The sequence below is a fragment of the Vicinamibacteria bacterium genome (genome assembly GCA_035570235.1).
Classification (GTDB): Bacteria; Acidobacteriota; Vicinamibacteria; order Fen-336; family Fen-336; genus DATMML01.
Window position 1 is genome coordinate 15056 of record DATMML010000097.1, and the last position, 24957, is coordinate 40012.

Below are 24957 nucleotides of genomic sequence, written 5' to 3' on the forward strand. Positions count from 1 at the left end.
GCGCCGGCCGCTGGGGCCTCAGGAACGGGGCCGCGAGCGGGCCGGCTCGGGGGGCGTCCGCCGGGTCGCGGGGGGCGGCCGCTGCGCGAAGAAGCGGCGGCAAGTGTCTTCGAACCGCCCCCGAAGGGTGAGCCCGGCCTCTCCCGGGAGGGGGCCCAAGCGGCGCCAGGCCGCCTGCGCCGACTCCACCTCTTGCTGGGCGGCCTGCCATCTGGCCTCCACGGCGGCGTGGCCGCCGATCGTGTTGGAGGCGAGGGCGTTGCGCAACCGCTGGGCGAGGTCGGCCCCCGAAGGGTCCCCCCCTGCGGGTTGAAGCTCTTCCAGGAGGCGCTCCACGCGCGCGCAGAGCTTCTCCATCTTCCGGCGGTTGGCTTCCGGATCCAGGTCGGTCCCCGCGAAGCTCTGGGGGTGGGCGAGCACTACGCGGTCCCGGGCCTCCGCGAAGCGAGCGGAGAGGGGGGCCAGGGCCTCGGGCGTGGCGGGGGCCGCCTGCCGCCAAGCGACCTGCACCGCTTGCACGCGCACCCCGAGGTCCTCGGGAGCCTCCGCCGCGGCCAGCGCCTCGAGCTCCGCGCAAAGGGCCTCGCGCGCGGTCAGCCCGGCCGCCTGCTCCAGCTCCTCCCGGTGTTTGTAGCGTTCGAAGAAGCGGTCGGCGGCCCCGCGGAACCGCGCCCAGACGGCCTCGGACTTGTTCTTTCGCACCGGTCCGATCGCCTTCCACTGCGCCTGCAGCTGCCGGACCTCCGCCGCCGTCTTCTCCCATTCCGTGGACTCGGCCAGGGCCTCCGCCCGCGTGCAGAGCTCCTCCTTCTTCTCGAGATTGGCCCCCCATTCGCGGGTCCGCTGCTCCCGGTTCTCCTGGCGGCGGGTGAAGAATCGATCGCAGGGCTTGCGGAAGCGCTCCCAGAGCGCCTTGGCCCGGGTGCGGGAGGCGGGGCCGATGGCCTTCCATTCCGCCTGCAAGGCCTTGATCTCCTCCGCCGTCTTCAGCCAGTCCGTGGACTCGGCCAGGGCCTCCGCGCGCGCGCAGAGCGCCTCCTTCTTGGCTAGGTTCTCCGCTTGCTCCTCGGCCAGCCGGGCGAAATAGGCGTCGCAACGGGCCTTCACCTCATCGCGTGCGGCCTTGAAGCGGGCCCAGAGGGCCTCCCCTTGCTCCTTGGGGGCTTGCGCGGCCTGCTTCCAGCGGGCGTCCAGCTCGTGCAGCGCGCGCGCCGCTGCCTCCAGGTCCGCCTCCGCTCGCAGCGCCTCCGCGCGTACGGTCAGCTCCTCCTGGACCCCTACGTTGGCCCAGCGCTTCCACTCCTCGTCCTCGCGGAGCTCCTGGAGCCGCCGGTAGAGGGCCTTGCGCACCAATCCCAATCGGGCGCTCAGCGTCTCGCGATCGCGGCGGGAGGGAAGGGGCCCGGGGTCCTCCAGGGCTTGCTTGGCCTCGCGGGAGGCGCGGTCCGCCTCTTTCAGGGTGAGGCGCTCGCTCTGGGCCAGGCCTTCGCAACGCGCGCAGAGGGCCTCCAGCCGGGCCAAGTTTTCTTTCTCCCGTCCCTCCCGTTCCGCCCTTACCTCCGCTTCCCGCGCGCGGAGCCGCGCGGCGGCCCGGTCGAAGCGCGTTTGGAGAGCCTCCCCGCCCGCAGGCGGCGGCAGGGCATGCCATTTCTGCTGCAGCGCGGCCAGGCCGCTCCTGGCCCCGGCGAGGTCGGCCGACTCGGCGAGGCCCTCCGCCTCCGCGACGAGCTCCCCTCCGCGGACGAGGAGGGTCTGGGCCTCCGTCCAGGCCCGGTGCCGCTCCCGGCACGCCTCTGCGGCCTCCTCGAAACGGCGGTCGAGGGCCTCCTTTTCCGCCCCCGCCGCGGGGGGGAGGGCGGCCCACGCCGCGCGGGCCTCCTCCAGGATGCGCAGAGCATCGGGACCTTTCGAGGATTCCAGGGACGCGCAGAGGGCACTGCGCGCTCCCCGCTCTCCCGCCCGCTCCTGCTGCCGGCGCTCCTCGCGCAGGCGCGCCTCCTCGAACCGCTCCCGCTGCCGCTGTTCCTCCTCCTCGTTGACGGCCTCCGGCGGAGGGAGGGGGGGCGGGGGAGCGAGGGACTCGAGCCGGGCGCGGGCGCGGCGGGCGACCGCGCCCACCTTGGCCCGGGCCGCGATTGCGGTCAGGGCCTCCCCGTCCGCCACCCGCTCGACCGCGGCCAGGGCCGAGGCTTTGTGTTCACCGTTCAGGGCAATCGCCGCGAGCACAGCCGGGTCCTGGATCCGGGCCACCGCCTCCAGGCGGATGGCGGGATCCTGGGCCTCGCGCACCACCCCCCCCAGGGCCTTGGCGTCCCCCAGCCGGCCAAGCGCGGCCCTCCGGGTGGACTCGAGGACGGCGGACTTGGCCACGGCGGCCAAGTGCCGGGGATCGTCGAGGGAGGCCACCGCTTCCGCACTCGCCGCTGCGTCCCTTTCGTGGATGGCAAGGCCGGCCAAGACCTCGGCCGCCTCCTCGCGGACGCCCTCGTCCCGGTCCCCGCGGGCGATGGCTCCCAGCACCGAAGCCGGGCCCAGCTTCTTAACGGCCGCGCGGCGCACGCGCGCATCCACGTCCTCGCGGGCGATGGCCTCCAGGGTGTCCCGCTCCCGGGAATCCATCCGCCGCACCGCATCCGCGCGGATCAGCGCGTCGGGGTGCTGCCATTCGGGCTTCGGCCGGAACCGATCGAGAAGGGTCATCCCTCCCGCAATATAACCCAGGCAAACTCGTCCGCGTAGCGGAGCCTCCGGGGCAGGGAGAGCGCGGGGCGGGCCCTCTTACCGGTCAGGCCCCCGCCCCCGGGGGGACTACGAGCACGATCTTCCCTATGTGGGCGCTCGACTCCATGAGCCGATGGGCGGCGGCCGCCTCGGCCAGGGGAAAGGTGGCGTGGACCACGGGAGCCACCCGCCCCGCCTCGAGAAGGGGCCAGACATGCTCTTCGAGCGCCCGCGCGATGGCCCCCTTCTGCTCGACCGTGCGCACGCGCAGGCTGCCGCCGGTCAGGGTCAGGCGTCGATGAAGGACCGCCCGCAGGTCGACCTCGGCGCGGGCCCCCCCGGGGATCGCGATTACGACCAGCCGGCCATCGAGGGCCAGGGCCTCGATGTTGCGGGGCACGTAGCCGCCGGCCACCATGTCCAGGATGACGTCCACGCCCCGCCCACCCGTCCTCTCCGCCACCACGGCCACGAAGTCCTCGGTCCTATAGTTGATGGCGCGCTCCGCGCCCAGCCGCTCGCAGGCCGCGCACTTCTCGGCCGAGCCGGCGGTCACGAGAACGCGGGCGCCGAAGGCCCGGGCCAAAGAGATGGCGGCGGTGCCGACCCCGCTGGACCCGCCGTGCACGAGCAGGGTCTCGCCCGCGGCCAGGCGCCCGCGTTCGAAGACGCTGGTCCAAACCGTGAAGAATGTCTCGGGCAGCGCCGCCGCTTGCACCATGTTGAGCCTGCGGGGCACGGGCAGGCACTGCGGGCCGGGGGCCAGGCAATACTCGGCGTAGCCACCGCCGGCCACGAGCGCGCACACCTCATCGCCGACCTGCCATTCGCCCACCCCGCTGCCCACGGCCACGATCCTGCCCGCCACCTCGAGACCGGGAAGATCGGAGGCCCCGGGCGGCGGTGGGTATTTGCCCTGGCGCTGCATGACGTCCGCCCGGTTCACGCCCGCCGCCGCCACCCGGATCAACACCTCGCCGGGTCCGGGTTGGGGCACCGGGCGCTGGCCGGGCCGCAGCGCCTCGGGGGGGCCAGGCTGGGCGATTTCGACCACGGCCATGGTGGCCCTGCCGTCGGTCACGGCTGCTTGCCGTCGAGCGCCTCGATGGTGGCCAGGGAGGGCGGCCGCTGAGCCCGCAAGCGCCGGGCCGTGGCCTCCGCCCCCCGCAGCACGCGCAGCACATTCCCCTGGGCCAACTTCTCGAGGTCCTTATCGCTCCAGCCGCGGCGGATCAGCTCCGCGAAGAGGTACGGATAGCGAGATGTGTCCTCCAGACCCTCCGGCCAGAGGTCGTTGCCGTCGTAGTCCGCTCCCAGCCCCACGTGGTCCACCCCCGCCACCTTGCGTACGTATTCGATGTGGTCGGCCACCTGGGCGATGGTCGCCGTGGGGACAACGACCGCGGCGCGCATCTCCTTGAGCAGGCGCTCGCGCTCTCCTTCGTCGGCCATGCCCTCGCTCCGCCGCTTGTACTCGGCGAAGAGCGGGGTCATGACGCGGGCCACATCTGCAGACGCGAAGGCCGCCACGAAGGCGACCATGACCACCCCCCCGTTCTCGGGCAGCCTCTGCAGGATGGGGTCGGGAACGTTGCGCGGGGTGTCGGCGAGGGCGCGGGCCGAAGAGTGGGAGAAGATGACGGGGGCCTCGGACACCCGGAGGGCGGCCGCCATCACCTCCGGGCTGACGTGGGAGAGATCCACGAGCATGCCCAGCCGGTTCATCTCCCGCACCACCTCCTCCCCGAACCTCGTGAGACCGCCGTGGCGCGGCGTGTCCTGCGCGGCATCGGCCCAGTCCAGGGTCGCGTTGTGGGTGAGGGTCATGTAGCGCACGCCCAGGTCGTAGTAGGCGCGGAGCGCACCCAGCGAGTTCTCGATCGCGTGCCCGCCCTCGATGCCCAGGAGGGAGGCCACCCGGTGGCGCTTCATGGCCTTCTCCACCTCGTCCGCGGTGAGGGCCAAGGACAGATGCTCGGGGTAGCGCGCGATGACGCGGCGAGCGATATCGATTTGCTCGAGCTGCACGCGTGCGAAGCCCCCGGCCTTGTCCTCTCCCGGGATGTAGACGGACCAGAACTGCCCGCCCACTCCGCCCGCGCGCAGGCGGGCAAGGTCTGTCTGCCCCGGGGTGGGCCGGCGGAGATCGTAGGCCTCGACGTCCCGCGGAGCGTGCTTGTCGATACGGATCGCCCAGGGAAGATCGTTGTGACCATCGATCAGCGGATGCTTCTCGAGCAGCTTGCGCGCCCGTCGGAGCGCCCCGTCCTCCTGGGCGGAAAGGAGGGTGGGGGCCAGGACCAGGAGGGCGATGGCCCGCGATAGCCTCAGGAAGCCGGCGCTGCTCACCGGGACCAGGGGAGCTTCCAGTGCTTCGGGGAGGGCGCGGGCGAAGGGGACGAGCGGGGCAGGGGCGAAGGCGACGCGGGGGGCGGGGGCGTGGGGTCGGTCCAACCGAGGACGGGCCGAATTTGCTGGGGCCGGGAGGGCAGGAAGAGAACCACCACGGCCAGGACCACGACCAGCCCGAAGGCGATGGCCAGGGCCTTTAGGTCCCAGGGAAGGCTCGACCAGGCGGGCAGCTCGGACAGCAACCCCCGGCGGGCCCGTGCGGGAGGCGCGGCCGGCGGCGGGGGGAGCTCGCCGCGGTCGGCCTGCTCCCGGGTGGTGCCGCAATGGCACACCGACACCCGGTTCGGAACCCGACGCTTGCAGCTGGGGCACGTCCAGGTCGCGGACGTCATGATAACCATCCTGTTTTGCCCGGCGGCGGCGTGTCAAGTCCGCCCCCCCCCTCATGTACCATGGCCGGGTGGCTCGTCCCCTCCCTCCCCTCCGGCAAGACCTGGATGTCATGCCGTCGCCGGTGCGGGACCGACCGGGGTTGCTCATGCGCGACCCCCTCCGCTACACCGAGGACGCGCTCATCATCCCCCCCCCTCTCGTTCCCTTCCTGAGGCTCTTCGACGGCGAGCACGACGAGTTGGACCTGGCGGAGGCCCTGGTCCGCGCCACGGGGGAGATCCAGGTCCAACGGGCCGTGCGCCACCTGGTGGACACGCTGGGAGGGGGCGGGTTTCTCGCCAACGAGACCCTAGAGCGCCTGCAGGAGGAGCGGCAGCGCGCCTTCACGGGGGCGTCGCGGAGGGAGCCGGTGCACGCGGGCACCGCCTACCCGGCGGAGCCGGCCGCGCTGGCCACCACCCTGGGCGGCTACCTGGCGGCGGGGCCGGGCCGGGGAGCGCCCGCCGACCTGCGCGGCATCGCCGCCCCCCACGTCAGCCCCGAGGGGGGATGGCGGTCGTACGGGGCCGCGTACGGGCTGCTCGGGCCCGACCTCGCGGACCGCACGTTCGTGATCCTCGGCACATCCCACTACGGCGAGCCGGGCCGTTTCGGTCTCACCCGCAAGCCCTTCGCCACGCCCCTCGGCGAGTCCCTCTCCGACCTCGAGCTGGTGGAGCGGCTGGAACGGGAGGGCGGCCGGGTCGTGCGCAGCGAGGACTACTGCCACGCGGTCGAGCACTCGATCGAGTTCCAGGTCATTTTCCTGCAGCACGTCCTCGGGCCGGAGATCCGTGTCCTCCCCATCCTGTGCGGCCCCTTCCTCCCCCGCGCCCGGCCGGAGGACGATGAGGGCGTGCGCCGCTTCCTGGACGTCCTTTCCGAGCTGGCCGTCCGTGAGGAGGACCGTCTCTTCTGGGTGCTGGGCGTGGACATGGCCCACATGGGGCGGCGCTACGGGGACGGGTTCGTGGCGAGGGCCGACGGTGGCGAGATGGCGGCGGTGGCGGAGCGGGATCGGGAGCGGATCACCCGGATCGCCAGGGGAGACGCCGGGGGCTTCTGGGACCTCGTGGAAGGGAAGGGAGACGATGACCTCAAGTGGTGCGGGGCTTCGCCCTTCTACACCTTCCTGCACGCCGCGGGACCCCTGCGCGGGGAGCTGCTTCGCTACGAGCAATGGAACATCGACCCCGAGAGCGTGGTGACGTTTGCCGGCATGGCCTTCGCGGCGCCCGGGGCCACCCTCAGCAAAGGAGCCTCATGACCAACCGAATCGCAATCCCCGCCTGGGGCCTTTGCCTGCTGGCTCTGGGCCCGGCTGGGCCCGCGCCCGCGGGCGAGGACGCGCCCCCGCCGCCCCGCCCGGTGGCGGTGGTGGGCGGCGTCCCCATCACCGCCCTCCAGCTGGAGGAGGCGATCAAGGGCCCGCTCCTGGAGCTCCGCCTTCGGGAGGACAGCCTCCGAAGCCAGGCCCTGGACGAGCTCATCACCCAAGCCCTCCTGGAACGGGAGGCGGCCGCACGGGGGATCACCCTGACCACCCTCCTCAAGACGGAGGTCGAGGAGAAGGCCACCGTGACGCCCTCTGAGGTAAAGGCCTTCTACGAGAGCAACAAAGAGCGCTTCCGGGATGAGGGAGAATCGGCGGCGCTGAAGCTGATCGATGCCGGGCTGGCGCAGCAGCGCCAGCGGGAGCGGCGGGAGGCCTTCGTTCGCGAGCTCCGCGCCAAGGCCGGCGTGCGCGTGCTTCGGGAGCCGTTGCGGCTGGCGGTGGAGCCGGGAGCGGGTGCCAGCCGCGGACCCCGAGGGGCGCGCGTGACCATCGTGGAGTTCTCGGACTTCCAATGCCCCTACTGCGCCCGCGCCCGTCTCACCCTCGATCGCCTGCGCGCTACCTACGGCGATCGGGTCCGGATGGTCTACCGCGACTTCCCCCTGCCGATGCATCCCCAAGCCGCAAAGGCGGCGGAAGCCGGAGCCTGCGCCGGGGAGCAGGGGAAGTTCTGGGAGATGCACGACCGCATTTTCGAGAACCAGGCCCGGCTCCAGCTGTCGGACCTGAAGCGCTACGCGGGGGAGCTGGGCCTGGAGGCGCAGGGTTTCGAGCAGTGCCTGGACTCGGGCCGACACGCGGCCGACTGGACGCGGGATCTGGAGGAGGGGGCGCGCTACGGGGTGTCCGCCACTCCCGCCTTCTTTATCAACGGACGGCCGCTCGTGGGAGCCATGCCCTTCGAGAGCTTCGCCCAAGTCATCGACGACGAGCTGGAGGCGACCGCGCTCAAGCCTCCAGCGAAAACGGAGTGAAGTTCGTGTCGCGGTCGAAATAGTCCTCGCTCTCTGCCCGCTTGAGGAAGTTCACGACTTTGTAGGTCAGGGGTGTCATGACGACCTCCCAGGCGACCTTCAACAGATAGTTGTCCACCAGCACGCGGAGCACGAGCTCGTTGGGCCACACGCCAAGGAAGGCAAGGGGGTAGAAGATCAGCGAGTCGACCGCCTCCCCCACGATGGTGGAGCCGATGGTTCGGCTCCAGAGCAGGCGCCCCTCGGTCCAGAGCTTCATCTTTGCGAGTACGTAGGAGTTGCAAAACTCCCCGCAGAAGTAGGCGGTGAGCGAGGCGAGCACGATCCGCCAGGTGTTGCCGAAGACGGTCTCGAAGGCGGCTTGGTGCTCCCATCCGGGTGCGGGGGGGAAGGCCAGGATGGCCCAGCTCATGAACGACGCGAAGATCAGAGCGCTGAACCCCGCCCACACCACCTTGCGCGCCCGCGCATAGCCGTAGACCTCGGTCAGCACATCCCCGAAGACGTAGCTGATGGGGAAGAAGAGCACACCCGCGCCGAAGGTGAAGCCCCAGAGGCTGGCCACCTTCGAGGCCCCGATGAGATTGGCGCAAAGCAATACGGTCACGAAGGCCGCCATGACCAGGTCGTAGTATCGATAGGCGCGGGCCGGCGGGGAGGCGTCCTGGGGCATCGCTCGACTCCTTAGGCGATCCGGAGATTGGGGGTGGCCGGTGCAGCAGCTGAACCTACGACTCCAGCGCGGGCTTCAGCCACCCGGTCACGCGGTGAGCCTGGCGTCGGTATACCGCCGCCCTCAGCTGCATCGCCCCAAGCAGACCTCGGGCGCGGTCAGCCTCAGCGCTTTGATTGCGCCACCCTTCATATTAGCGCCGCCAACTGGTCCGCGGAGAACTCCAGGATCGCCGCCGGCGTCTGGTTGAAGTCGCTATAGCGGAGCCAAGTCGGCTTGACACGCACATGGATCAGGCCTGGCCAAGCCAGTCGCTCACGGCCGTCCGGGTAAACCTCAAAATACAGCTGCCGGATGCGCTCTAGGTCCGCTCCCCTCGGTTCGTCTGCTACGCCCTCGTACTGAACCGTTTGCTCCTCCCCGGGCGTCCAGCCACCGAGGACCAGCGCGATGCGCGGATTGCGCCGCAGGTTCTGAGCCTTGCGGCTGGTTTGCAGCGTATCGAAGACCACTTCAAAGGTGTCCCCGATCGCAATGCCCACGATCGCGGCCTGCGGTGCGCCGCTCGCGGTTACCGAGGTCTGCACGGCCACGCGATGCCGCCGCAGCAACGCTAACAGCTCCACCCTGTTCATCTACTCCTCTATTCTTCATCTGCCACCCACTGGGCTTCGCGACGGATGTCAAACTACGGTCATCAATCTGGCCCGAAACGACCTCGGGCCGAGCATCGTCACTTGTCCTGGACGGCGAGGAACGGCGCGGCCTTCGTCTTCCGAACCGTTTTCAGCTTCGTTCGGCTAGCGATGTAGAGGCGTTGGCACACTGTCGGTCGCGTTTAGGTCCGTAGCGGCAGGGTTGAGCGGCGAGACTGCTACGCTTTGGCCGGCTTCGTCCGCCCAACCCTTAGTTAGCCGGCTTCTAACGCACCATCGAACACGTCCACCGTACCGCTCTCAAGAGAGTATTCTGCGCCCACGACGAGCAAGCCATCTTGTTCGATCAGCCGCTCGAGAGTCTCGGAACCATGCCGCAGCTGATTCGCCGAGGCGCGGACGTTGGCGCGGACGGCCTCCCGCGCGAGAGTGTCGAGGTCCCGCGCGAATGGTGTCGCCAAGAGGCCCTCCACGGACGGGCGAATGCGGTCGACAATGGAGCGCAGATTCCTCGATTGACCTTCGTTGGGCCGCCGGAGCTCTTCCAGGGTGGCGAGAACGGCGCCACACTGGGAATGGCCGAGGACTACGACCAACCTCGTGCCGAACCGCTCCGCAGCAAACTCCACACTGCCGATCTGTGAGGGAGCAACGATGTTCCCGGCAACGCGGATGACGAACAGGTCTCCCAGGCCTTGGTCGAACACGAGTTCTGCGGGGACGCGCGAATCGGAACATCCAAGGACGATCGCAAACGGCTGCTGGCCCGTCAGCAATTCGAGGCGCCGAGTGCGACTGGACAGACCGTCCACGCTCCCCGTGCAAGAGGCAAACCGGGTGTTTCCTTCCATCAGGCGCCCCAGTGCTTCGAGTGCCGCGGCCTTCAAGTTCGATCACCCCCGTTGCCCCGAGTAACCCCCCGATGTCACCTGCCGGGGCCACGGGTCCTTTGGTCAGTGCATCTCGTCGCTAACCGGCACCACACGCCCTTGCCCTCCTTGAGTCCGTGGCGGGAGGGGGAGGGGTCCATTCCGGACCCCAGAGAGGGACCCAATTGGACCCGACTCGTCAGCTCTACGGCGATAACTCTTGAGATTGGTGGGCGCTGTAGGATTCGAACCTACGACTTCCACCGTGTGAAGGTGGCACTCTACCGCTGAGTTAAGCGCCCATCTGCGTAGGGCAGCATAGACCCGGGCCGGACGGGAAATCAAGGGGCCGGCGCCAGAGCGGGAATCGCAACCGCCTTTCAGTGGTGGCGGCAGCGTTCCATGGGCTCGGTGCCCGCGATGAAAGCTTCTGACACCACCGTGGGACAGTACGGCGTGGCCAAGAGCCCCGTGTCCTTGTCGATGTCCACGAAGACCACGTTCTCCGAAGGCACCGGGAAGGGGCGAGGTTTGGTCCCGGCCAGGGCCCCCTTCATGAAATCCACCCAGATGGGTAGGGCGGCGCGAGCGCCGGAGAGGCCGATGGGGGTGTTGTCGTCGAAGCCCACCCAGACCACGCAGAGCAGGTCGGGCGTGTAGCCGGCAAACCAGGCGTCACGGAGGTCGTTGGTGGTGCCGGTCTTGCCCGCGGCGTCCGCGCTGAAGCCCCAAGCCCGGGCAGCGGCGGCCGTTCCCTCGTTCAGCACGGCGCGCAGCATGTTCGTCACCAGGAAGGCCGACTCCTCGTGCACCACGCGCTGCGGCGGGGGCGGCCGGTGCTGCTCTAGGGTGCGGTTCTTCTCGTCCGTCACCCGGAGCACGGTCACGGGCTCGACCTTCAGGCCGCCGTTGGCGAGGATGTTGTAGGCGGTGGCCATCTCATAAGGGGTGGCCTCGAACGAGCCCAGGGCCACCGCCGGGTAAGGCTTGATGGGGGCGCCGATGCCCAGCTTGTTCGACCAGAGATCCGCGACCCGCCCGTAGCCCACCATCTCCGCCACCTTCACCGTAGCCACATTAAGGCTCTTAGCGAGCGCCTTTCGGAGCGTGACGTTGCCGAAGTACTTATCCTCGTAGTTCTGGGGGATGTACTCCTTGTCCTCGAAGAAGAAAACCTGGGGCGCGTCCTCGACCACCGTGGCCGGGGTGATGGGGGGCAAGGCGGGATCCTCGAACGTGGCCTCGAAGGCGGTCAGGTACACGAATGGCTTGAACGTGCTGCCCGGCTGGCGGCGGGCCTGGATCACACGGTTGTACTGGCTGGCGCCATAAGAGCGCCCGCCGACGAGGGCCACCACGTGGCCGCTGGCGGGCTCGAGCGCGATCAGGCAGCCCTGAACGGGTCCGTGGTTCTTGGCCTTGACCAGTTTCTGGACGGCTTGGAGGCCGTTCTCGAGCGCATCCTGGCCCACCGCCTGGAGCTGCAGGTCCAGGGTGGTGAGGATGGAGAGGTTCTGGGTGGTCAGGTCCTTGGCGTCGTAGCGCTGGGCTATCTGGGAGCGCACGAGGTCCACGAAGTAGGGGGCCTCCGTGCTGTCAAAGGCCGTGGACTCGACCTTGAGGGTCTGGGCGAGGGCCTCCTCCATCTTGGCGGCGTCGATGAAGCCCGCCTCATTCATGGCCCGGATGACCTGGTTGCGGCGCTCGCCGGCCCGCTGGGGATGCCGATAGGGGTTGTAGGGGTTGGGGGACTGGATCATCCCCGCGATCAGCGCCGCCTCTGGGAGGGTGAGGTTCGCCACGTCCTTGTGGAAGTACATCCGGGCCGCCTCTCCCACGCCGTTGATGCTGAAAGATCCCGCCTGGCCCAGATAGACCTCGTTCAAGTAGAGCTCCAGGATGTCCTTCTTCTCCGCCCGCCGCTCGAGCACAAAGGCGAGGATGGCCTCCTGCACCTTGCGGCGCACGGTCCTTTCGGGGGTGAGGAAGAAGTTCTTGCAGAGCTGCTGGGTGATGGTGCTGCCCCCCTGGATGTAGCTCTCCGCCCGCACGTTTCGGAGGGCGGCGCCCACGATGCGAAAAGGGTCCAGGCCGGGGTGGCTGAAGAACCGGCGGTCCTCGATGGCGAGCACGGCCTTGATCAGGGGATCGGGCAGCTCTTCGTAGCGTACGAGCCGGCGCTTCTCCCGGCTCTCGTCGAAGAGATAGGTGATGAGCTCGGGCTCCAGTCCCTGCTCCGGATAACGCTTCTTCGTGCCCAGGCCTTTCATGTCCTTCAACCGGTCTTTCTCGAAGGCCACGATCAAGGGCTCGCGGGCCGCCCCCGGGATGGGGCGGGGATTGAAGGTGACGGTTTTCTCCCCCGCCACGAACTCCCCGGGGCCGGGTGCCCCCCCCGCCTTCTGCTCGTACTTGAGGCCGTTCAGGGACTTGACCAGCCCGCGCGCAGAGAGGGGCAGGCCCTCGCGAAGGACGAGGGGGCGCGCGTAGAGGCGGGAGGGCACCATCCAGCGTTCGCCCCGGAGCCGACGCTCCACGAGCACGCTGAAGCGCAAGTAGTAGTAAATGAGGGTGGAGCAGCCCACCACCACCGGCAAGGTGACCAAGGAGAGGAGGATCAGGACCAGCCGCAGCCGCTGAGGGGAGTAGACGTTCCGTGTGGGGTCGGTCATGAAGGGGCCGCGGTCCCAGTATATGACGGGAGGGTCGCGACCCGGGTGCCGCGCCCGCTACCGGCGGCGGACGGCTAGGAACACGATACCGCCGCTCTCCTCCGCGAAGGTGCGACGGTCGGCGATCTGGTCCTCGGGCAGGGAAGAGCTGAGAGCGAACATGTCGCTTGCGTTACGGTGGTTCAGATGCCAGTCCATGAAGGCTTCCATGTAACCGACGTCCTTGATTCCGTGCACGAAATTCGTCACCAGCAGGAGGCCCCCCGGGCGCGTGGTCTTGAACAGGGCCTCCGTCAACCGGGTGGCCATGAGCCGGTGCAGGTGGTCGTAGGGACCGGCGGCGTAAACGAGGTCGAAGGTTCCCAGCCGATCCGCGCTCTCGATCAGCTCGTTGACCGTGCTCTCCGCCGTCTCCACTCCCAAAGGCCCGAACTTCTCCCGCACCACACGCAAGCTGTCCGGGTCGCGGTCCACAGCCAGGAACCGGTCCACCCGTCGTTGCTTGACCGCAGAAGAGAGCTCGGCCTCCCGCAGATGGCCGCAGCCCAGGGTCATGATGCGAGAGGCGGAGATGGAGTCCGAGACCTGGTCGATCATGGTGGCCAGGATTTCCCTGCGGCGGCGGAGGGCACGGGCGGCGGGAGCGTTGCTCGTATAGTGGTAAATCTGCCGTCCCAGCGGGGTGGCATCGTCCACGTAAACGTTGACCCCCTCCGCGCCGTAAAAGAGGTCGAGAAGCACGGCGTCCCCCGGATATCCGCGGGGCTTGAAGAAAGCCCTCTCCGTGAGTGGGTCCTGGTGGACCAGGAAGCGAACGGGGTGGCCCACGCACTCGGTGCGGCAGAAGGCTTCCCAGGCCCGCGCGGGCGAGCTCTGCCGGAGGGCCCTGAGCCCGACCACCAGGCGGTCCATCCCGTCATCGACCGAATCTCCGCGCTCGATCTGCTCGTAAGCCTGATCGAGAAGGGCGCGTCCCCCGGCCAGGGCCGTCTCCATGCGCGGGGTCCTTTCTAGTCCCCGGCCATTCTATTCCCGCTTTCCGCGGCCCGAGCCACGAAAATCGCGGCCCGCCGGGCACGCCTGCCGCCGGGCGCAGTCAACCGTCTGCAAGGGGTCGACTTAGTCTGGCTCCGACGGGAAAGAAGGTCGGTCCGGGGAGTGGCTCTCCGGTTATCGCTTATTGGATAAGCCCGAGGAATCGCTGGTGGGCGTGTCCACGACTTCCAACCGCACCCGCCCCGTGCCGGGGCCGATGAGGCCGATCCGCCGGGCCGCTCCTCTCGAGACGTCGACTAGCCGCCCCTTGTGGTTGGCGAAGCGGTCGTTGACCCTCACCACCACGCTCCGGCCGGTGGAGAGCAGAGTGACCCTGACCCGGGTTCCGAAGGCCCAGTCGGAGTGGGCGACGGTCAGATCGTCCTGGTCGAAGACCTCACCGCTGGAGGTCCGCCGGCCGTGGTAGCCGGGTCCGTACCATGAGGCCGTGCCTTCGACCACCGTTCCCACGGGCGGCGTGACCGCCGTTCGCCGGGGGCTTAGGGGGGGTCGGTGATCCCCGCAGGCCGCGAGGACCAAGACCGTGACCAGGGGCAGCGCCGCCCGGCACGCCCTCACGAGATGGTGTGCACGCGCAACATGTTCGTGGCGCCCGCGCTGTGGCTCTGGCCGGCCAGCATGAGGATCGTGTCCCCCGCGGCCGCGAGACCCCGGCGCTTGAGCAACGCCTCGCCCTTCACGATCATCTCGTCCGTGGTGGCTGCGAACTCCGACTTGACGGGCACCACCCCCCACCAGAGGGCGAGGCGGCGGTAGGTCTCCTCGTGGTAGGTGATGGCGGCGATGGGCGGTCGCGGACGGAACGACGAGAGCAGGCGGGCGGTGGAACCCGACTCCGTGAAGGCCACCACGAGCTTGCACGCCAGCTCCTCCGCCACCGTGGAAGCCACGCGGGCCAGGCTCCGGGCCACGAGCGAGCCCGGGCCGCCGCCGCTCATGCGGGCCGGGCTCCCGAAGATGTAGTGCTCCTCGGTGTAGCGCGCGATGCGGGCCATGGTCTCCACGGTCTCCACCGGGTAGCGTCCGGAGGCGGTCTCCGCGGAGAGCATGATCCCGTCCGTGCCGTCCAGGATGGCGTTGGCCACGTCGGAAGCCTCGGCTCGGGTCGGCCGCGGGTTTTCGACCATGCTCTCCAGCATCTGGGTGGCGGTGATGACGACCTTGCCCGCGCCGTTGGCCATCTGGATGATCCGTTTCTGCAGGGTGGGCACCTCCTCCGTGGAGAGTTCCACCCCCAGATCGCCCCGGGCCACCATCACACCGTCCGTGGCCTCGAGGATCGAGGGCAGGTTGTCCACGGCCTCCCGCTTCTCGATCTTGGAGATCACCGGCATCGAACCCCCGTGCGAGCGGATGAGGGCTTTCGCCTCCTCGACGTCCGCGGCCTGGCGGACGAAGGAGAGGGCCACGTAGTCCACGCGGTGCTCCACGCCGAAGGCAAGATCGCGGCGATCCTTCTCCGTGAGGGCGGGGCTGGAGAGCTTGACCCCCGGCAGGTTCATTCCCTTGTGGGCCTTCAAGAGCCCGCCGTGAACGACCTCGCACTCCACGCTCTCGCCCCCGGTCTTCAAGACCTTGAGCTCGAGATTGCCATCGTCGAGGAGGATCTTGTCGCCCGGCGAGACGTCGTGGGGGAGGGGCTCGTAAGTGGTGGAGATCCTCTCCTTCGTGCCCTCCACTCTCTCATCGGTGGTGATGACCAGGCGCGCGCCCTCCCGCAGCTCGACCGCCTCGCCCCCCTTGACGTTGCCGATGCGTATCTTGGGCCCTGCGAGGTCCTGAAGGATCGCCACGGGCTGACCCAGACGGGCCCCGATCTCCCGCACCGCGTTCAGAACCTGGAGGTGCTGCTCCGGCTCGCCGTGGGAGAAGTTCAGCCGAACCACGTTGACGCCCGCCCGGACGAGGCGCTCGAGCACCTGGGGGTCGCGGGAGGCGGGGCCGATGGTGGCCACAATCTTGGTGCGCTGCATGGCCGAGTATACCCGACCCTCTCCCGGCGGGGACGGGGCGGGGCCGTTCAGATGGATCCGTGACACCTCGCTGGAGGCGACCGCAGGCTTCCTGCGATGATCGGCACGGTCGGCGCGGCGTCGGTCAAGCCCTGGCCGGGCGCGGACCCCTGGGCGCTCCCGGAGGTTTGACACTCCGTTCAGGGGAACGCTATAGTCTCCACGCTTTACCGTCGATGCACCCCTCGTCCGGGGTTCATAGAACTAGGTTTCCCGCGCTTCGAGTTCAGCAGCGAACGCCATGCCCGGCTACGCCCCTATCCTGATTCTCGGCGCGGTCACCCTGGGGTTCGCGGTCTCCACCGCGATCCTGTCGCGCCTAATCGGTCGCCCGCGTCCGGATCCCGCCAAGAACTCGGTCTACGAGTGCGGGGTGCCCGCCATCGGCACCGCGCGGGAGCGCTTCCCGATCAAGTTCTACCTGGTTTGCATGCTCTTCATCCTCTTTGACGTGGATGCGGCCTTCCTCTACCCCTGGGCACTGATCTTCCGGGATCTGGGGCTCTTCGGCCTCCTCGAGATGGGCGTGTTCATCGTCCTCATCGGGGGCGGCTTCGTCTACGCCTGGAAGGTGGGAGCCCTCGACTGGTGAGTCCGGCCTGATGGAATTCACTCCCGAGAACAAGCGGAAGTTCGACGAGATCCTCGAGCGCTATCCGGTGAAGCGTTCCGCGCTCTTGCCCGCCCTCTTCCTCGCCCAGGAGCAGTTCGGATACCTGAGCCAAGAGGCGATGGAGTACCTGGCAAGGCTGCTCGACCTCACGCCCGCCCAGGTCCACGACACCGCCAGCTACTACGCGATGTACCGCTTCCAGCCCGAGGGCCGCACGCTCCTCGAGTTTTGCACCACGCTCTCTTGCTCGCTAGGGGGGGCGGAGGGCCTGCTTCAGTCGACCTGCCGCAAGCTCGGGATCTCGGAGGGCGGCACCAGCGCGGATGGGAAGTTCACGGTCAAGCGCGTGGAGTGCCTGGCCGCCTGCGGGGGCGCGCCCGCGGTCCAGGTGGACGGGGCCTGGCTGGAAGGGGCCACGGAAGCCGACATCGACCGTGTGCTCGCGGGGGAGACGGTAAGGCGCCCATTCGTCTGGCCAAAGAGCCCGGGCGAGCACATCCTCTTCCGCAACGTCTGGAAGAAGAACTCCCAGGCCCTCGCCACCTACCAGGCGGGGGGGGGGTACGCCAACCTGAAGAAGTTCCTCTCCATGAAGCCCGAAGACATCATCGAGACGGTCAAGCGGTCCAACCTGCGCGGGCGGGGGGGGGCCGGTTTCCCGACCGGACTCAAGTGGAGCCTCCTGCCCAAGGAGAACCCCAAGCCCCGCTACCTTTGCGTCAATGCGGACGAGAGCGAGCCCGGCACCTACAAGGACCGGGTCATCATCGAGCAGGACCCCCATCAGCTCATCGAGGGCACGGTGGTCTCGTGCCACGCCATCCGTTCCCGCACCGCCTACATCTACATCCGCGGTGAGTTCCACGAGGGGGCCCGCAACCTGGAGACGGCGCTCCAGGAGGCGCGGGCCGCCGGTTACGTGGGCCGGAACATCCTCGGCACGGGGGTGGACGTGGAGGTCCATGTCCACCGGGGCGCGGGCGCCTACGAATGCGGGGAGGAGACGGCCCTCCTGGAGAGCCTCGAGGGCAAACGCGGCCAGCCCCGGATGAAGCCCCCCTTTCCCGCCAACGTGGGGCTCTACGGATGCCCCACCATCGTCAACAACGTGGAGACCCTCATCTGCGTCCCTCTCATCCTGGAGAGGGGGGCGGAGTGGTTCGCCGGCTACGGGGTGGAGAAGAACGGGGGGCCCAAGCTCTACTCCATCAGCGGCCACGTGAAGCGGCCCGGAAGCTACGAGGCGCCCATGGGCCGGATCACGCTGCGGGAGCTGATCTACGGCGACGGGTACGCGCAGGGGATCCGCGAGGGCCGGAAGCTCAAGGCGGTGGTGCCGGGCGGCTCCTCCACCCCCGTACTCACCGCGGACGAGATCGACATCGGGATGGATTTCGAGAGCGTGGCCAAGGCGGGGAGCATGCTGGGCTCCGCGGGCACGATCGTGATGGACGACTCCACGTGCATGGTCTGGGCCGCGCGCAACCTGACCTATTTCTACAAGCACGAGTCCTGCGGCAAGTGTTCCCCCTGCCGAGAGGGGACGGGCTGGTTGCTGCGGCTCCTGACCCAGATCGAGGAGGGGCAGGGAGCGGACAAGGACCTGGACACCCTCTGGCGGGTGACGGACGCCATCGCGGGCAAGACCCTCTGCCCCTTCGGGGACGCGGCGGTGGCCCCTCCCCAGTCCAACCTCAAGAAGTTCCGGGAGGAGTTCGAATACCACGTGCGCGAGAAACAGTGCTGGCGCGCGGTGGCGGGGACGTTCGAGGAGGCGAGGGCTCGACGCCTGACGGGGGTGGCGCCCTGATGGTCCCCCTGCTCTGGTGGCAAGCCCTGCTGGGCGACACGGCCAAGGTCTTCGTCATCTTCAACATCAACATGCTGACCTTCGTGCACATGACCTGGTTGGAGCGGCGGGTTCTGGCTTTCATGCAGTTCCGCCTGGGTCCCAACCGCACCGGACCCCTGGGGTTCTTCCAGCCCTACGCCGACGCCATCAAGCTCTTCTTCAAGGAAGAGACCATGCCCGCGGAGGCCAACCGCAAGGCCTTCGTGGCCGCCCCCTTGATCTCGGTCGCGGCCGCCTTCATGGCCATTGCCGTGATCCCCTACGGGCCGCCCTTCACGCTCTTCGGCCGGCAGTGGCAGCTCCAGGTGGCGGACCTCGGGGTCGGCGTGCTCTTCATCTTCGCCATCACCGCCCTGGGAGTGTACGGGGTGGTGGTGGCGGGTTGGTCCGCGAACAACAAGTTCACCCTCCTGGGCAGCCTCCGCTCCTCGGCCCAGATGTTCTCCTACGAGCTGGCGCTGGGCCTCTCCTGGGTCGGGATCATCATGCTCGCGGGCTCTTTCAAGATCGGCGACATCGTCCAGCACCAGGCAGGGTGGCTCGTCCATTGGAACATCGTCAGGCAGCCCCTGGCCTTCCTGGTCTACTTCGTGGCCGCCACTGCCGAGGTCGCCCGCATTCCCTTCGACCTCCCTGAAGGCGAGACCGAGCTGGTCGCGGGGTTCCACACCGAGTACTCGTCCATGAGCTTCGGCCTCATGCAGATCGCCGAGTACATCAACATGATCACGGTCTCGGTCCTGGCCACCGACCTCTTCCTGGGGGGCTGGTACTCGGGCTTGCCCTTCCTCCCCTCCCACGGGCTCCTGGGCTTCGTGTGGTTCGGGGCCAAGGTGTTCTTCGTGCTCTTCGTCTTCGTCTGGCTGCGGGGCACCCTTCCCCGCTTCCGCTACGACCAGCTCATGGACTTTGGCTGGAAAGTGCTGATCCCTCTCGCCGTCCTCAACATCATGGTCACCGCGGTCATGGTGACGGTCTTCGGATCATGATCGACGCCATCCTTTTTTATATGTTCGCGGGCGCCGCCCTGGGCTCCGCCCTGGTCGTGGTGGGCCAGCGGAACCCGCTCTACAGCGCCTTTGCCCTCATCCTCAACCTCTGCTCTTTGTCTGCGATCTACGGCCTCCTGGGCTCCCCCTTCATCGCCGTGCTGCAAGTGGTGGTCTACGCCGGCGCCATCATGGTTCTCTTCCTGTTCGTGCTCATGCTCTTGAACGTCAAGCGCGAGTCCCAGGAGGAGGGGAGCTGGCGCGCGCTCGCGGGCACCGCCTTCGCCCTGGCCGTGCTGCTCGTCTTCCAGGTGGGGACCGTCCTCCTCCACTGGCACCACCCGGCCCCCCCTGACTTCGACGCTTCCACGCGGAAAATGGCGGAGATCCTCTTCTCCCCCCGCTTCCTCTACGTCTTCGAGGCCACCTCGATCCTGATCCTGGCCGCGCTGGTGGGCGCGGTGGCCCTGGCCAAGAAGGATCCCTGAAATGCCCCCCGGGCCCGCCTTCTTGAACTACGCCGTCCTCCTCAGCCTGGGGCTGTTCGCGATCGGGGCGCTCGGCGTCTTCCTGCGCCGCAACGTCATCACCGTCTTCATGTGCGTGGAGCTCATGCTGAACGCGGTGAACCTGGCGTTCGTGACCTTCAGCCGGGCCTTCGGCACCCTGGACGGGCAGGTCCTGGTCTTCTTCGTGATGGTGGTGGCGGCGGCGGAGGCGGCGGTGGGCCTGGCCATCGTGATCGCCATCCACCGGCACCGCGACACCCTGGACGTGGACGCCTTCAACCTCATGAAGTGGTAGCGATGTTCGAAGATCACGCGTTGATCGTCGCGACCTTCATGATCCCCATGCTCCCCCTCTTCGGGTTCATCACCCTAGCCCTGTTCCCCCTCTTCCGGTCCATCAGCCTGGCCCTGTTCGGGGAGCGGTTCCGGAGGGACAACGACGAGTGGGGGGCCACCCTCTTGGCCTGCGCTCTCGTGCTCCTGTCCTTCGCCCTCGCGGCCTGGTCCGTGATCCGCCTCCAGGGTCTGGTGGGAGGGCCCACCGGCCTCCGCTTTGCCCAGCCCTACCTGGGCTACGAGTGGATCGAGGCCGGGGGGTTCCGGGTCTCCCTGAGCCTGCTCCTGGATCCCCTCTCCTCCGTGATGATCCTGGTCGTGACGGGGGTGGGCTCGCTCATCCACATCTACTCCCTGGGATACATGGCCCACGACGAGGACCGGGTCCGCTACTTCTCCTACTTGAACCTCTTTACGTTCTTCATGCTCCTCCTGGTCTTGGGGGGCAACCTGCCCTTGATGTTCGTGGGCTGGGAAGGGGTGGGGCTCTGCTCGTACCTCCTGATCGGGTTCTGGTTCCGCCGGAAGAGCGCCACCGATGCGGGGATGAAGGCCTTCATCGTGAACCGCATCGGCGACGTGGGCCTGCTGTTGGGCATGATCCTGGCCTACCACGCCTTCGGCAGCCTGGACCTCGTGACCATCGCCGACAACGCAAGTGCGCTCGCTCCCGAGGCCGGGGGCGAGTTCGGGGTCGTGACCCTGGTCTGCCTGCTCCTCTTCGTGGGCGCCTGCGGTAAGAGCGCGCAGATTCCCTTGCATGTCTGGCTGCCCGACGCCATGGAGGGCCCCACCCCCGTCTCCGCTCTGATCCACGCCGCCACCATGGTCACCGCGGGCGTGTATCTGGTGGCCCGCCTGGCCCCCCTCTACCATCTCTCCGCGGGCGCCCTCACGGTGGTGGCGGTGGTCGGGGGAGCCACTGCGCTCATGGCCGCCACCATTGCCCTCGTCCAGACCGACATCAAGAAGGTGCTCGCCTATTCCACCGTGAGCCAGCTCGGCTACATGTTCCTGGCCTGCGGAGTGGGAGCGTTCGGGGTGGCCATCTTCCACCTCTTCACCCACGCCTTCTTCAAAGCCTTGCTCTTCCTGGGCGCGGGCTCCGTGATCCACGCCCTGAGCGGCGAGCAGGACATGAGAAACATGGGTGGTCTGCGAGCGAAGATCCCCTGGACCTTCTGGACGTTCGTGGTGGGCACCTTGGCCATCGCCGGCATCCCCCCCTTGGCCGGCTTCTTCAGCAAGGACGAGATCCTCCGGGGGGCGCTGCTGGCGGGCAAGACCGGACTCTTCGCGCTCGGCTTCCTCACCGCCTTTCTCACCGCCTTCTACATGTCCCGGCTCATGTTCCTGACCTTCTTCGGGAGCTTCCGCGGAGGCCCGGCCGCCGAGCCCCACGTCCACGAGTCGCCCTGGACGATGCGCGGGCCGCTCGTGCTCCTGGCCGTGGGTTCGGCGGTGGGAGGGTTCGTTGCGGTGCCGGAGCTGATCCAGCCCGCCCTTCGACTCGCCCCCGCCGGGCACCACTACATGCCCTGGCTGCCCTTGCTGGCAAGCCTGAACGCCGTGGTCGGGATCGTGGCTGCCTACTACGCGTACGTGCTCTACCCCGGCCTGCCCGCGCGGGTGTCCCTGGCCTTGACCCCACTCGCGCGCCTCTTCGAGGCCAAGTACCACTTCGACGACGCCTACAACTGGCTGGTGGACCGCCTGGTGAGGGAGAGCGAGACCCTGCTCTGGAAGCGGGTCGACGGGGGGCTGATCGACGGGGCCGTGAACCGAGGAGCCGAGCTGGTGGGGGCCCTCGGGCAGAGGGTGCGCCTGGCCCAGACCGGCTACGTTCGGTCGTACGCCCTGCTCATCCTAGCGGGAGCGGTGGCCCTGCTCGGCTACCTGCTGTGGTCATGACCTTCCTGAGCCAGCACCTCCTGACCGCGCTCGTTTTCCTGCCCGTGGCGGGGGCGGCCGCCATCGCCTTCACCCGCCGGGAGGCGGAGAGAGCGCAGAAGCTGCTGGGGCTCGGGGTGTCCACCGCCGTGTTCCTCCTCTCCCTCCTCCTCGTGCGCGGCTTCGAGGCCGTTCCCGCGATGCAGTTCGTGGAGCAGCGCGCCTGGCTCCCCGCCTACGGCATCTCCTACCACCTGGGCGTGGACGGCCTCAGCCTTTGGCTGGTGGTCCTCACCGCCTTTCTGACCCCTCTCTGCCTGCTCGGCTCCTGGTCTTCGATCGACCACCGCGTGCGGGAGTTCGGGATCTTCATGCTCCTTCTGGAAGCGGGCATGATGGGCGTGTTTGTGTCCCTGGACCTCTTCCTCTTCTATGTGTTCTGGGAGGCGATGCTCATCCCCATGTACTTCCTGATCGGGATCTGGGGCCACGAGCGGAGGATTTACGCGGCGGTGAAGTTCTTCCTGTTCACGTTCGCGGGCAGCGTGCTCATGCTGGTGGCCTTCCTGGTCCTCTACCGGGCGAGCCACACCCAGACCTTCGACATCGCCACCTTGGCGCGGTTTCCCGTGGACGCGGGTCTGCAGGTTTGGCTCTTCGCGGCCTGCGCGCTGGCTTTTGCCATCAAGGTTCCCATGTGGCCGTTCCATACCTGGTTGCCCGACGCCCACGTGGAGGCCCCCACCGCGGGCTCCGTGATCCTGGCCGGGGTCCTGCTCAAGATGGGCGGGTATGGCTTCCTGCGCGTGGCCTTCCCCCTATTCCCGGCCGCCGCCCTGCGCTTTGCCCCCCTCCTCGGGGTCTTGGCCGTGATCGGGATCATCTACGGAGCGCTCGTTTCCCTGGTGCAGCCCGATCTCAAGAAGCTCGTCGCCTACTCCTCGGTTGCCCATCTTGGCTTCGTCATGCTCGGGATCGCTTCCCTCACCACCACCGCCATGGTGGGCTCGGTCTACCAGATGCTGAACCACGGCGTTTCCACGGGGGCGCTCTTCTTCCTGGTGGGCATGCTCTACGATCGGCGCCACACCCGGGTCATCGCCCAGTTCGGGGGCTTGAAGAACGTCATGCCCTGGTACGCGGCGATCTTTCTCCTCGTCTGCCTCTCCTCCATGGGCGTGCCCGGCTTCAACGGCTTCGTGGGTGAGTTCCTCATCCTCATCGGCTCCTGGCCCTTCAGCCAGCCCCTGACCGTGGTGGCCAGCTTGGGCGTGGTCCTGGCCGCGGCTTACATCCTCTGGATGGTGCAGCGGGTCCTTTACGGCGAGGTCACGAACGAGAGGAACCGCGCCCTGGCCGACCTCTCGGCCCGGGAGGCGGCGATCCTCCTTCCCCTGGTCGCCCTGGCCCTCTTCATGGGGGTGGCGAGCCCGCTTTTCACCCGGAGCATCGAGCCCTCGGTGGACAGCCTCGTTCGGCAGGTGAGACAGCATGCCGGGCCGGCCCCCCTCGCGAGCTCGGCCCTGGCCCCCGCGCCCGGCCCTCCGGGGGCGACCCGGCCGTGATGGGCACCCTGGACCTGCGGCCGCTCTTCCCGGCCTTCATCGTGGCCGTCACGGGCCTGGCCGTGCTCCTGCTCCGAGCGTTCACCCCCCCCGGTCGGCGGGCCCCCGCCGCCGAGATCTCGCTCGTCGGCCTCGGAGGGGGCTTGCTCGCGGTCATCATCGTCGCCCAGGGCGGGGGTGGGGTGGCGGTGACGGGGGGCAGCGTCACCGCGGACGACTTCGCTCTGTTCACGCAAGGGCTGATCCTGGGCATCGGCGTCCTGACCGTCCTCCTCTCGCCCTCCTATCTCAAAGCGACGGGCATGGACCGCGTCGAGTACTACGCGCTCGTCCTCTTCGCGATCGTGGGCATGCTGGGCCTCGTCTCCTGTCTGGAGCTCGTCTCGCTCTTCGTGGCCCTCGAGATCATGTCCATCGCCCTCTACGGCCTGGCCGGTTTGCAGCGCCTGCGCCCGGAGAGCCAGGAGGCGGCGCTGAAGTACTTCCTGACCGGGGCCTTCTCCTCCGCCTTTTTCCTCTACGGCGTGGCCCTCCTCTACGGCGTCGCCGGCAGCACCACCCTCGGGCAGATCGCCTCCGCGCTGAACAGGCTGCCCGCGGGAGGGGCTTCCCTTGCGGTGCTCGGAGCCGGTCTTCTGCTCGTGGGCTTCGGATTCAAGGTGGGGAGCGTGCCCTTCCATATGTGGGTCCCCGATGTCTACGAAGGAGCGCCCACCACCGTGACCGCCCTCATGTCGGCGGGGGTAAAGACGGCCGCCTTCGGCGCCCTCCTCCGGGTGTTCGCCTCCGGACTGGCCGGGCTCGCGGGAGGGTGGAAGCCGGCGGTGGCGGTGCTCGCCATCGTGACCATGGTCTTCGGCAACTTGGGGGCGCTGGCCCAGAGCAACCTGAAGCGGATGCTCGCCTACTCCTCGGTGGCCCACGCCGGCTACATGCTCACCGCCCTGGTGGCGGTCCCCGCGGTGGGGGCGGAGGCGGTGCTGTTCTACCTGGTGGCCTACGCGGCGGTGAACCTCGGGGCCTTCGGCGCCCTCGCCGCTCTGGCCGGCCAGGGGCGCGAGCCGCTCTCGCTCTCCGACGTGGCCGGCCTGGCCACCCGCCGCCCCGCCATGGCCGCCGCCCTCACCGTGTTCCTGGTCTCCCTGACCGGGGTCCCAGTCTCGGCCGGCTTCGTGGGCAAGTTCTACCTGTTCGGGGCGGCGGTGAGCGCCGGGCGCACGATTCTGGCCGTGGTGGGAGTGCTGATGAGCGTGGTCTCCGCCTACTACTACCTGCGCGTGGTCGTGGCCATGTACATGCGGGAGCCTGCGGGTGAGGACGCCTGGGGCCCCGTGAGCGCGGGCTCCGCGCTGGCCCTGGCCGTGTCGGTGGCGGTGGTCCTCGGCCTCGGCGTCTACCCGGGGCCGGTACTGGCCCTCGCCCGCCAGGCCGCGCGGTCGCTGCAGTAGAA

Annotated in this window: 21 protein-coding genes, 1 tRNA gene and 1 pseudogene; 11 read left to right on the forward strand and 12 right to left on the reverse strand. The window is 68.6% G+C overall.

Going from position 1 to position 24957, the window contains the following annotated elements; genetic code table 11:
• Positions 1-18: 18 nt before the first annotated feature.
• From VN461_18230 to VN461_18245, 4 genes are all read right to left on the reverse strand, one after another.
• The gene (locus VN461_18230; GenBank protein ID HXB56713.1) at positions 19-2700 is read right to left on the reverse strand and encodes a DUF349 domain-containing protein; all 2682 of its coding nucleotides are present in this window, start codon (positions 2698-2700) and stop codon (positions 19-21) included.
• An 85-nt stretch (positions 2701-2785) separates the two neighbouring features.
• Positions 2786-3781: an NAD(P)H-quinone oxidoreductase gene (locus VN461_18235; GenBank protein HXB56714.1), complete on the reverse strand. Its 996-nt coding sequence runs from the start codon at positions 3779-3781 to the stop codon at positions 2786-2788.
• 17 nt (positions 3782-3798) lie between these two features.
• Positions 3799-5019, reverse strand: coding sequence for a dipeptidase (locus VN461_18240; protein ID HXB56715.1), 1221 nt, complete (start codon positions 5017-5019; stop codon positions 3799-3801).
• Positions 5020-5066: 47 nt separating this feature from the next.
• Positions 5067-5465: a hypothetical protein gene (locus VN461_18245; GenBank protein HXB56716.1), complete on the reverse strand. Its 399-nt coding sequence runs from the start codon at positions 5463-5465 to the stop codon at positions 5067-5069.
• A 110-nt stretch (positions 5466-5575) separates the two neighbouring features.
• On the opposite strand from VN461_18245, the gene amrB reads away from it, so the two are divergent.
• Both amrB and VN461_18255 read left to right on the forward strand, forming a co-directional pair.
• Positions 5576-6772 carry an AmmeMemoRadiSam system protein B gene (amrB, locus tag VN461_18250; protein ID HXB56717.1) on the forward strand — a complete coding sequence of 399 codons (1197 nt, stop codon included), beginning with the start codon at positions 5576-5578 and terminating at the stop codon, positions 6770-6772.
• Positions 6769-7815: a thioredoxin domain-containing protein gene (locus tag VN461_18255; protein ID HXB56718.1), complete on the forward strand. Its 1047-nt coding sequence runs from the start codon at positions 6769-6771 to the stop codon at positions 7813-7815. The genes amrB and VN461_18255 overlap by 4 nt, the downstream gene beginning before the upstream one ends.
• On the opposite strand, the gene VN461_18260 is transcribed toward VN461_18255, so the two are convergent.
• From VN461_18260 to pyk, 8 genes are all read right to left on the reverse strand, one after another.
• Positions 7790-8488: a queuosine precursor transporter gene (locus tag VN461_18260; protein HXB56719.1), complete on the reverse strand. Its 699-nt coding sequence runs from the start codon at positions 8486-8488 to the stop codon at positions 7790-7792. The genes VN461_18255 and VN461_18260 overlap by 26 nt on opposite strands.
• A gap of 188 nt (positions 8489-8676) precedes the next feature.
• Positions 8677-9123, reverse strand: a complete 447-nt coding sequence (locus tag VN461_18265) for a pyridoxamine 5'-phosphate oxidase family protein (protein ID HXB56720.1) — start codon at positions 9121-9123, stop codon at positions 8677-8679.
• Positions 9124-9398: 275 nt separating this feature from the next.
• Positions 9399-9995: a carbonic anhydrase gene (locus VN461_18270; GenBank protein HXB56721.1), complete on the reverse strand. Its 597-nt coding sequence runs from the start codon at positions 9993-9995 to the stop codon at positions 9399-9401.
• Positions 9996-10240: 245 nt separating this feature from the next.
• A tRNA-Val gene (locus tag VN461_18275) sits at positions 10241-10315 on the reverse strand.
• Positions 10316-10393: 78 nt separating this feature from the next.
• Complete coding sequence (locus tag VN461_18280) at positions 10394-12685, reverse strand: PBP1A family penicillin-binding protein (protein HXB56722.1); 2292 nt, start codon at positions 12683-12685, stop codon at positions 10394-10396.
• A 57-nt stretch (positions 12686-12742) separates the two neighbouring features.
• Complete coding sequence (locus VN461_18285; GenBank protein HXB56723.1) at positions 12743-13681, reverse strand: class I SAM-dependent methyltransferase; 939 nt, start codon at positions 13679-13681, stop codon at positions 12743-12745.
• Positions 13682-13855: 174 nt separating this feature from the next.
• Entirely contained in the window at positions 13856-14299 is a 444-nt protein-coding gene (locus tag VN461_18290; protein ID HXB56724.1) for a septal ring lytic transglycosylase RlpA family protein, read from the reverse strand.
• Entirely contained in the window at positions 14296-15714 is a 1419-nt protein-coding gene (gene pyk, locus VN461_18295) for a pyruvate kinase (protein ID HXB56725.1), read from the reverse strand. Before pyk ends, VN461_18290 begins: the two co-directional genes overlap by 4 nt.
• Before the next feature lie 280 nt (positions 15715-15994).
• On the opposite strand from pyk, the gene VN461_18300 reads away from it, so the two are divergent.
• The 9 genes and pseudogenes from VN461_18300 (at position 15995) to VN461_18340 (ending at position 24955) form a co-directional block, all read left to right on the forward strand.
• The gene (locus tag VN461_18300) at positions 15995-16345 is read left to right on the forward strand and encodes an NADH-quinone oxidoreductase subunit A (GenBank protein HXB56726.1); all 351 of its coding nucleotides are present in this window, start codon (positions 15995-15997) and stop codon (positions 16343-16345) included.
• A 10-nt stretch (positions 16346-16355) separates the two neighbouring features.
• A pseudogene (locus tag VN461_18305) lies at positions 16356-16799 on the forward strand (NAD(P)H-dependent oxidoreductase subunit E).
• Between the two features lie 63 nt (positions 16800-16862).
• A complete protein-coding gene (nuoF, locus tag VN461_18310) occupies positions 16863-18176 on the forward strand; it encodes an NADH-quinone oxidoreductase subunit NuoF (protein HXB56727.1) in 1314 nt (437 codons plus the stop codon).
• Positions 18176-19207, forward strand: coding sequence for an NADH-quinone oxidoreductase subunit NuoH (gene nuoH / locus VN461_18315; protein ID HXB56728.1), 1032 nt, complete (start codon positions 18176-18178; stop codon positions 19205-19207). The genes nuoF and nuoH overlap by 1 nt, the downstream gene beginning before the upstream one ends.
• On the forward strand, positions 19204-19695 hold the full coding sequence (locus tag VN461_18320) for an NADH-quinone oxidoreductase subunit J (GenBank protein ID HXB56729.1): 492 nt from the start codon (positions 19204-19206) through the stop codon (positions 19693-19695). The genes nuoH and VN461_18320 overlap by 4 nt, the downstream gene beginning before the upstream one ends.
• A 1-nt stretch (position 19696) precedes the next feature.
• Entirely contained in the window at positions 19697-20011 is a 315-nt protein-coding gene (gene nuoK / locus VN461_18325; GenBank protein ID HXB56730.1) for an NADH-quinone oxidoreductase subunit NuoK, read from the forward strand.
• A 2-nt stretch (positions 20012-20013) separates the two neighbouring features.
• Positions 20014-21963 carry an NADH-quinone oxidoreductase subunit L gene (nuoL, locus tag VN461_18330; protein ID HXB56731.1) on the forward strand — a complete coding sequence of 650 codons (1950 nt, stop codon included), beginning with the start codon at positions 20014-20016 and terminating at the stop codon, positions 21961-21963.
• A complete protein-coding gene (locus tag VN461_18335) occupies positions 21960-23507 on the forward strand; it encodes an NADH-quinone oxidoreductase subunit M (GenBank protein HXB56732.1) in 1548 nt (515 codons plus the stop codon). Before nuoL ends, VN461_18335 begins: the two co-directional genes overlap by 4 nt.
• Positions 23507-24955 (forward strand): NADH-quinone oxidoreductase subunit N, encoded by a 1449-nt coding sequence (locus tag VN461_18340; GenBank protein ID HXB56733.1) that lies wholly within the window; start codon positions 23507-23509, stop codon positions 24953-24955. Before VN461_18335 ends, VN461_18340 begins: the two co-directional genes overlap by 1 nt.
• Positions 24956-24957 lie beyond the last annotated feature (2 nt).

Coding starts and splice junctions, on each gene's coding strand:
- VN461_18320 (HXB56729.1), top strand. CDS start 19,204: ATGATCGACGCCATCCTTTTTTATATGTTCGCGGGCGCCGCCCTGGGC.
- VN461_18335 (HXB56732.1), top strand. CDS start 21,960: ATGACCTTCCTGAGCCAGCACCTCCTGACCGCGCTCGTTTTCCTGCCC.
- nuoH (HXB56728.1), top strand. CDS start 18,176: ATGGTCCCCCTGCTCTGGTGGCAAGCCCTGCTGGGCGACACGGCCAAG.
- VN461_18265 (HXB56720.1), bottom strand. CDS start 9,123: ATGAACAGGGTGGAGCTGTTAGCGTTGCTGCGGCGGCATCGCGTGGCC.
- VN461_18255 (HXB56718.1), top strand. CDS start 6,769: ATGACCAACCGAATCGCAATCCCCGCCTGGGGCCTTTGCCTGCTGGCT.
- pyk (HXB56725.1), bottom strand. CDS start 15,714: ATGCAGCGCACCAAGATTGTGGCCACCATCGGCCCCGCCTCCCGCGAC.
- VN461_18235 (HXB56714.1), bottom strand. CDS start 3,781: ATGGCCGTGGTCGAAATCGCCCAGCCTGGCCCCCCCGAGGCGCTGCGG.
- VN461_18270 (HXB56721.1), bottom strand. CDS start 9,995: ATGGAAGGAAACACCCGGTTTGCCTCTTGCACGGGGAGCGTGGACGGT.
- VN461_18340 (HXB56733.1), top strand. CDS start 23,507: ATGGGCACCCTGGACCTGCGGCCGCTCTTCCCGGCCTTCATCGTGGCC.
- VN461_18230 (HXB56713.1), bottom strand. CDS start 2,700: ATGACCCTTCTCGATCGGTTCCGGCCGAAGCCCGAATGGCAGCACCCC.
- VN461_18260 (HXB56719.1), bottom strand. CDS start 8,488: ATGCCCCAGGACGCCTCCCCGCCGGCCCGCGCCTATCGATACTACGAC.
- VN461_18300 (HXB56726.1), top strand. CDS start 15,995: ATGCCCGGCTACGCCCCTATCCTGATTCTCGGCGCGGTCACCCTGGGG.
- VN461_18280 (HXB56722.1), bottom strand. CDS start 12,685: ATGACCGACCCCACACGGAACGTCTACTCCCCTCAGCGGCTGCGGCTG.
- VN461_18285 (HXB56723.1), bottom strand. CDS start 13,681: ATGGAGACGGCCCTGGCCGGGGGACGCGCCCTTCTCGATCAGGCTTAC.
- nuoK (HXB56730.1), top strand. CDS start 19,697: ATGCCCCCCGGGCCCGCCTTCTTGAACTACGCCGTCCTCCTCAGCCTG.
- nuoL (HXB56731.1), top strand. CDS start 20,014: ATGTTCGAAGATCACGCGTTGATCGTCGCGACCTTCATGATCCCCATG.
- VN461_18245 (HXB56716.1), bottom strand. CDS start 5,465: ATGACGTCCGCGACCTGGACGTGCCCCAGCTGCAAGCGTCGGGTTCCG.
- amrB (HXB56717.1), top strand. CDS start 5,576: ATGCCGTCGCCGGTGCGGGACCGACCGGGGTTGCTCATGCGCGACCCC.